Genomic DNA, 6,000 nt, shown 5'->3' on the forward strand with positions numbered 1-6,000 from the left:
CGAGCTCTCCACCGATCGGGCGCAACCCCGCGCGCCGCGCCGCCGCTCCCGCCTAGCGTGGGACTCCCGACGCACACCGCGCCCTCACGAAGGAGCCCGCACCATGACGCAGCACCCCCGCCTCGAGACCGCCTCCCGCGAGGCCCGCGCATGAGCCGCGGAGTCGCCGTCGTCACGGGCGGGACGGCCGGGCTCGGACGCGCCACGGTCCGCGAGCTCGCCTCCCGCGGCTGGGACGTCGCCGTGCTGGCGCGCGGCGAGGACGGACTGGCTGCCACGGTCGCCGAGATCGAGCAGAAGGGCCGGCGCGGGCTGGGCATCCCGACCGACGTGGCCGACCGCGAGGCCGTCGAGTCGGCGGCCGACCGGGTGGAGGCCGAGCTCGGCCCGATCGACCTGTGGGTCAACGACGCGATGGTCGGCGTCTTCGGCGAGTTCCTCTCGACCGAGCCCGCCGACTTCGAGCGCGCCGTGGGCGTCAACTTCTTCGGCTTCGTCAACGGAACCCGCGCCGCCCTCTCCCGGATGACCCCGCGCGACCGCGGGCACGTCATCCAGGTCGGCTCCGCCCTCGCGCACCGGGGCATCCCGCTGCAGGCCGCGTACTGCGCCTCCAAGTTCGGGGCCCGCGGCTTCACCGAGGCCGTCACCGCGGAGCTGCTGCACGCGAAGAGCCGCGTGCGCCTGTCCGAGGTCGACATGCCGGCGCTCAACACCATCCAGTTCAACTGGGTGAAGTCGCAGCTGCCGCACCACCCGCAGCCCGTGCCGCCGATCTACGAGCCCGAGGTGGGCGCGATCGCGATCGCCGACGTGGCCGACAAGCCGCGCCGCCGCACGTGGGTCGGCGAGCCGACCGCCGGCACCATCCTCGGCGACCGCTTCGCCGGGCGCTTCATGGACTGGTACCTCGCCCGCAGCGCCTTCGACGGGCAGCAGGCCCCCGACAAGACGGAGCCGATGCTCCCGAACAACGTCTACGAGCCGGTCCCCGGCGATCACGGCGCCCGCGGCCTCTTCAGCGACCGCGCGCACACCATGACGCCCCAGATCTGGATGATCCGCCACCGCGCCCTGAGCTACGCGGGGGCGGCCGCGGCCCTCGCCGCCGGTGCCGTGGGCGTCGTCTCGGCCCTGCGGAGGAAGTGACCGTGGTCGACGCCGTCGTCATCGGGGCGGGGCCCAACGGCCTCGCCGCCGCGGTCACGCTCGCGCGCGCCGGGCTCTCGGTCACCGTGCTCGAGCGCAACGCGACGATCGGCGGCGGCGCGCGCACGGCGGAGCTGACGCTGCCCGGCTTCCACCACGACGTCTGCTCGGCGGTGCACCCGATGGCGCTCGCGTCCGGGTTCTTCCGCGCCTTCGGGCTCGACCGGCGCATCGAGCTGGTCGTCCCCGAGATCTCGTACGCGCATCCTCTCGACGGCGGCCGCGCGGGCATCGCCTACCGCGACCTCGACCGCACGGTCGAGGCGCTGGGGCGCGACGGAGCGGCGTGGCGCGCCCTGATGGGACCTCTCTCCGAGCGGGCCGACCGCGTCGCGGGCTTCACCAACGACGCGCTGCTGCGGATCCCGACGGACCCGAGCGTGCTGATCCGCTTCGGCCTGCGGGTGCTCGAGCAGGGCACCCCGGTGTGGAACCTGCGCTTCCGCGAGGACGTCGCCCCGGCGATGTTCTCCGGGGTCGCCGCGCACTCGATCCGCCCGATGCCGAGCCCGTCGACGGCCGCGGCCGCCCTGGCGCTCGGCGCCTACGCCCACGCGCGCGGCTGGCCGGTGCCGATCGGCGGCAGCCAGTCGATCGTCGACGCGCTCGCCGACGACCTGCGGGCGCACGGCGGCACCGTCGAGACCGGCGTCGAGGTGACCTCGCTCTCCGAGCTGCCCCCGGCCCGGGCCGTGCTCGTCGACGGCACGCCGACGGCGCTGCTCGCGATGGCGGGGGACCGGCTCCCCCCGGCGTACGCCGCGGCCCTCCAGCGCTTCCGCTACGGCAACGGCGTGGCCAAGGTCGACTTCGCCCTCGACGGGCCGGTGCCGTGGACGAACCCGGAGCTCGCCGGCGCGGGCACGCTGCACGTCGGCGGCAGCCGCGCCGAGATCGCGGCCGCCGAGCGCGACGTGAAGCGCGGCCGGCACAGCCGCAGCCCCTACGTGCTGGTGGCGCAGCCCTCGATCGCCGATCCGACCCGGGCGCCCGAGGGCAAGCACGTCCTCTGGGCGTACACGCACGTCCCCCGGTACTCGCCCGCCGACCAGCAGGAGGCGATCACCGCCCAGATCGAGCGCTTCGCCCCCGGGTTCCGCGACCGCGTGATCGGCGCCTCCTCGATGACCGCCCGCGACATGCAGGCCTACAACCCGAACTACCTGGGCGGGGACATCGCCGCCGGAGCCGCGAGCGTCGCCCAGCTGCTCTCGCGCCCGGTCCCCACGACCGACCCGTGGCGGACGCCCGCGACGGGGCTCTACCTCTGCTCCTCGTCCACCCCGCCCGGGCCGGGCGTGCACGGCATGGCCGGCTGGCACGCCGCCCGCAGCGCGCTGCGGCACGAGTTCGGGGTGCGCGAGTCGCCCGACCTGTCGCCGGAGGCGCGCCCGGCCTGAGCCGCCGCCGATCCGGTGCCGCCGACCCGGGGCCGCCGACCCGGGGCCGCCGATCCGGGCCGCGCCTGTCCTCAGGTGCCCCGTCCGCAGGTGTCCCGGGTCCGACGCGCCGCCGCTCGGGGGTGCCCGCCGCCGTCCCCGGCCTGCCAGGCTGGGGGCGGCGCCCGCCGCCTGCCCCACCACCACTCGAAGGAGTCCGCGATGTCCCGCACCACCCGCGTCGTCCACTGCCCGCCCGAGTCCGTCTTCGCGGTGCTCGCCTCCGGCTGGCTGTTCCCGAGCTGGGTCGTCGGTGCGTCCCGGATGCGGAAGGTCGACGCGGACTTCCCGCACGTGGGCTCGCAGCTGCACCACTCCTTCGGGCTCTGGCCGCTCGTGATCGACGACCGCACCACGGTGCTCGAGTGGGACCCGCCGCGCCGGACGGTCATCCAGGCCGCCGGCTGGCCGCTCGGCGAGGCCCGGGTGCGCGTCGAGGTCGAGCCGCACGCGCGCGGCGCGAAGGTGCGGATGCACGAGGCCCCCGTGAAGGGTCCGGGAACGCTCATCCCGAAGCCGCTGATGCACTCGTTCCTCTGGATCCGCAACCGCGAGGCCGTGCGCCGGCTCGCGCACATGGCCGAGGCGGGAGCCGCGGGGCGCACGCTCGCTCCCGCCTCGCTCCCCTCGCCCGCGGACCGCGCCGGGATCGACCGGCCGAAGCACGTCTGGGCGCGCTTGACCGGAGCGATCGGGTCGATCGCGGTCGGGACGCTCGTGGTCCGAGGCGTCCTCGCGGCCGTCCGGCGCGCCCGGAGCTGACGGGCTCCGGAGCCGACGGCGCCCGGAGCCGACGGCGCCCGGGTCAGACGATCCGCTCGACCAGCCGCACGTGCTGCACCGCGACGCGCTTCGGCTCGCCCGCGAAGGCGGCGTCGCGCTCGGGCGACGCCAGGTACGCCCGCTCGACCTCGGCGAACGCGTCGGCGTCGCCGGCCGTGCTGACCGCCCAGACGAACTCGTTCACCTCGCGGTCGGCGTAGGCGAACTCGATCCGGAAGCCGTGGGCCTCGCGCGCCGGCACGATCCGCTCGGGGAACCAGGCGAGGAAGTCGTCCATCACCCCGTCCATCAGCTCGTAGCGACGGAGTTGGATCGTCCTGGTCTCTGCTGCAGCGCTCATGCTGCGACGGTACCCGCCCGGCGGCCGCGCCGTCGCCGCGCTACGCTCGCCGCCGACAGCCCCACGTCGAGGAGGACAGCACGGACCCCCGCCACCGCTCCCTCGCGCTGCTCGTCGCCGGCTGCTTCTTCATGGAGAACCTCGACGCCACGATCGTGACGACTGCCGCACCCGCGATCGCCGCCGACCTGCGCGTCGACTCCGCCGCGGTCTCGATCACCGTCACCGCGTTCCTCCTCACCGTCGCCGTCCTCATCCCGGCCTCGGGCTGGCTCAGCGAGCGCTTCGGCGTGCGCCGCGTCTTCACCACCGCGATCGCCGTCTTCACCCTCGCCTCCCTGCTCTGCGCGCTCAGCCCCACGCTGCCGCTGCTGGTCGGCGCCCGCGTCCTGCAGGGCGTCGGCGGCGCGCTGATGGTGCCGGTCGGCCGGCTCGCGGTGCTGCGGGCGACCCCGCGGGAGGGGATCATCCACGCCATCGCGATCCTGGTCTGGCCGGGACTGGTCGCCCCCGTGATCGCGCCGTTCCTCGGCGGCCTGCTCACCACCGTCGCGTCCTGGCACTGGATCTTCCTGATCGACCTGCCGCTCGGGGTGATCGCGTTCGCGATCGCCCGCCGGATCGTGCCGGCCACCCCCGAGAGCGCACCGCCTCCGCTCGACGTCACCGGCCTGGTGCTCGTCGCGGTCGGCCTCGGCGCGCTGGTCGGAGCCGCCGGACTCCTCACCGGCGCCGACCTCGACGGACGCGCTCTGGTGCCGATGATCGCCGGTGCCGTCGTCACGGCGCTCGCCGTGCGGCACCTGCGCCGCGCCGAGAATCCGCTCGTGCGGCTCGACGCCTTCCGCTTCCGCACCTTCCGGGTCGCCAACGCGAGCGGGTCGCTCTACCGGGCGACCGTGAACGCGGTGCCGTTCCTGCTCCCGCTCCTGTTCCAGGACGCGTTCGGCTGGAGCCCGGTGCAGGCCGGCTCCGTGGTGCTGGCGCTCTTCGCCGGCAACCTGGCGATCAAGCCGGCCACGACTCCGCTGCTGCGGCGCCTCGGCTTCCGCGGGGTGCTGGTCGCGGCGAGCGCGGTCGGGGCGGCGTGCATGGCGGCGATGGCGTTCCTCGAGCCGGCGACTCCGGTGGCTTTCGTGGTCGCGCTGCTGGTGCTGAGCGGACTGGCGCGCTCGGCGGGTTTCACCGCCTACAACACCGTCACCTTCGCCGAGGTCCCGCAGGAGGGGATGTCGGGCGCGAACACCCTGAACGCGACCACGCAGCAGATCGCGGCCGGCCTCGGAGTCGCGGTGGGCGCGGTGGCGCTGGCCGTCGGCACCGCGATCGGGCCCGGCCTCGTCCCCTACCGCGTCGCCTTCCTCGCCCTCGCAGTGCTGACCCTCGTGCCGCTCGTCGCCGCCGCCCGGCTCCCCCGCGACTCCGGGAGCGCCCTCACCGCGTGACCGGCACGGGCGTCAGGCGAGGCCGAGCGCGATGCCGTCGAGGATGTCGTGCGCGGTCGAGCGGACCCGGTCGACGCCCGGCGAGGCCGCCTGGACCGCGCGGAGGACCTCGCCCCAGACCAGCGCGCCGGCCGCCAGCACGTCCTCGCGCCCCGGGCGCACCCAGGGGAGGGACGCGGTCGCCTCGGGGGAGAGCGCGGCGAGCTCGTCGCAGGCGGCGAGGACGTCGGAGAGGGGGAGGGACGTCTCGAGCGCAGCGCGGTCGGTGCTGCGGAGGACGTGCGCGGTGATCGTGAGCACGGTCGCGGCGACGCCGACGACGCTCCGGGTCTGCGACAGGTCGACGGAGGAGGCGGCCAGCGCGGCGCGCACGTCCGCGCGGATCGCCGCGCGCTCGCCCTCGGACGGCGCGGCGGCCCGGCGGTGGCGCTCCGTCAGGCGGACGCTGCCGACGTCCATCGAGTGCGCCTGCTCCGGCTCCGCCCCGCCGAGCACCAGCTCGGTCGAGCCGCCGCCGAGGTCGACGACCAGCACGGGCCGGGCGGAGTCGACGGCCGAGACCGCCCCGCGGAACGAGAGCCGCGCCTCCTCCTCGCCGGAGATCGTCTCCGGGGTGACGCCGAGGATCCGTTCGACGGCGGCGAGGAAGTCCTCGCGGTCGGCGGCGTCGCGGGTGGCCGAGGTGGCGACGAAGCGGAGGCGCTCGGCGCCGGCCTCCTGCGCGGCGGCCGCGTACTCGCGGGTGACGGCGAGGGTCCGCTCGAGCGCGGCCGGGTCGAAGCGG

At 75.8% G+C, this 6,000-nt stretch carries 6 protein-coding genes; 4 read left to right on the plus strand and 2 right to left on the minus strand.

The window, feature by feature from the left end; translation table 11 throughout:
• The first annotated feature begins 150 nt into the window (after window positions 1–150).
• The 3 genes from C5C24_RS14840 to C5C24_RS14850 all read left to right on the plus strand — a co-directional run bounded on the left by C5C24_RS14840 (window position 151) and on the right by C5C24_RS14850 (window position 3,410).
• Window positions 151–1,149 carry an SDR family oxidoreductase gene (locus C5C24_RS14840; RefSeq protein ID WP_104277825.1) on the plus strand — a complete coding sequence of 333 codons (999 nt, stop codon included), beginning with the start codon at window positions 151–153 and terminating at the stop codon, window positions 1,147–1,149.
• 2 nt (window positions 1,150–1,151) lie between these two features.
• On the plus strand, window positions 1,152–2,609 hold the full coding sequence (locus C5C24_RS14845; protein ID WP_374955331.1) for a phytoene desaturase family protein: 1,458 nt from the start codon (window positions 1,152–1,154) through the stop codon (window positions 2,607–2,609).
• Window positions 2,610–2,810: 201 nt separating this feature from the next.
• Window positions 2,811–3,410 carry an SRPBCC domain-containing protein gene (locus C5C24_RS14850; RefSeq protein WP_104277823.1) on the plus strand — a complete coding sequence of 200 codons (600 nt, stop codon included), beginning with the start codon at window positions 2,811–2,813 and terminating at the stop codon, window positions 3,408–3,410.
• A gap of 43 nt (window positions 3,411–3,453) precedes the next feature.
• Here the strand turns inward: C5C24_RS14850 and C5C24_RS14855 are convergent, their stop codons facing one another.
• On the minus strand, window positions 3,454–3,771 hold the full coding sequence (locus tag C5C24_RS14855; RefSeq protein ID WP_104224531.1) for an NIPSNAP family protein: 318 nt from the start codon (window positions 3,769–3,771) through the stop codon (window positions 3,454–3,456).
• 107 nt (window positions 3,772–3,878) lie between these two features.
• Between C5C24_RS14855 and C5C24_RS14860 the strand changes: the two genes are divergently transcribed.
• On the plus strand, window positions 3,879–5,216 hold the full coding sequence (locus C5C24_RS14860) for an MFS transporter (RefSeq protein ID WP_258065293.1): 1,338 nt from the start codon (window positions 3,879–3,881) through the stop codon (window positions 5,214–5,216).
• A gap of 12 nt (window positions 5,217–5,228) precedes the next feature.
• Here C5C24_RS14860 and C5C24_RS14865 read toward each other — a convergent pair.
• On the minus strand, window positions 5,229–6,000 hold a 772-nt coding region (locus tag C5C24_RS14865; protein ID WP_104305333.1), incomplete at its 5' end, for an exopolyphosphatase.

This window comes from Rathayibacter sp. AY2B3 (assembly GCF_002931755.1).
Taxonomy (GTDB): Bacteria; Actinomycetota; Actinomycetes; order Actinomycetales; family Microbacteriaceae; genus Rathayibacter.

Excerpts from the sequence above, each read along its gene's own strand:
- C5C24_RS14840 (WP_104277825.1), top strand. The coding sequence starts at position 151 with ATGAGCCGCGGAGTCGCCGTCGTCACGGGCGGGACGGCCGGGCTCGGA.
- C5C24_RS14850 (WP_104277823.1), top strand. The coding sequence starts at position 2,811 with ATGTCCCGCACCACCCGCGTCGTCCACTGCCCGCCCGAGTCCGTCTTC.
- C5C24_RS14855 (WP_104224531.1), bottom strand. The coding sequence starts at position 3,771 with ATGAGCGCTGCAGCAGAGACCAGGACGATCCAACTCCGTCGCTACGAG.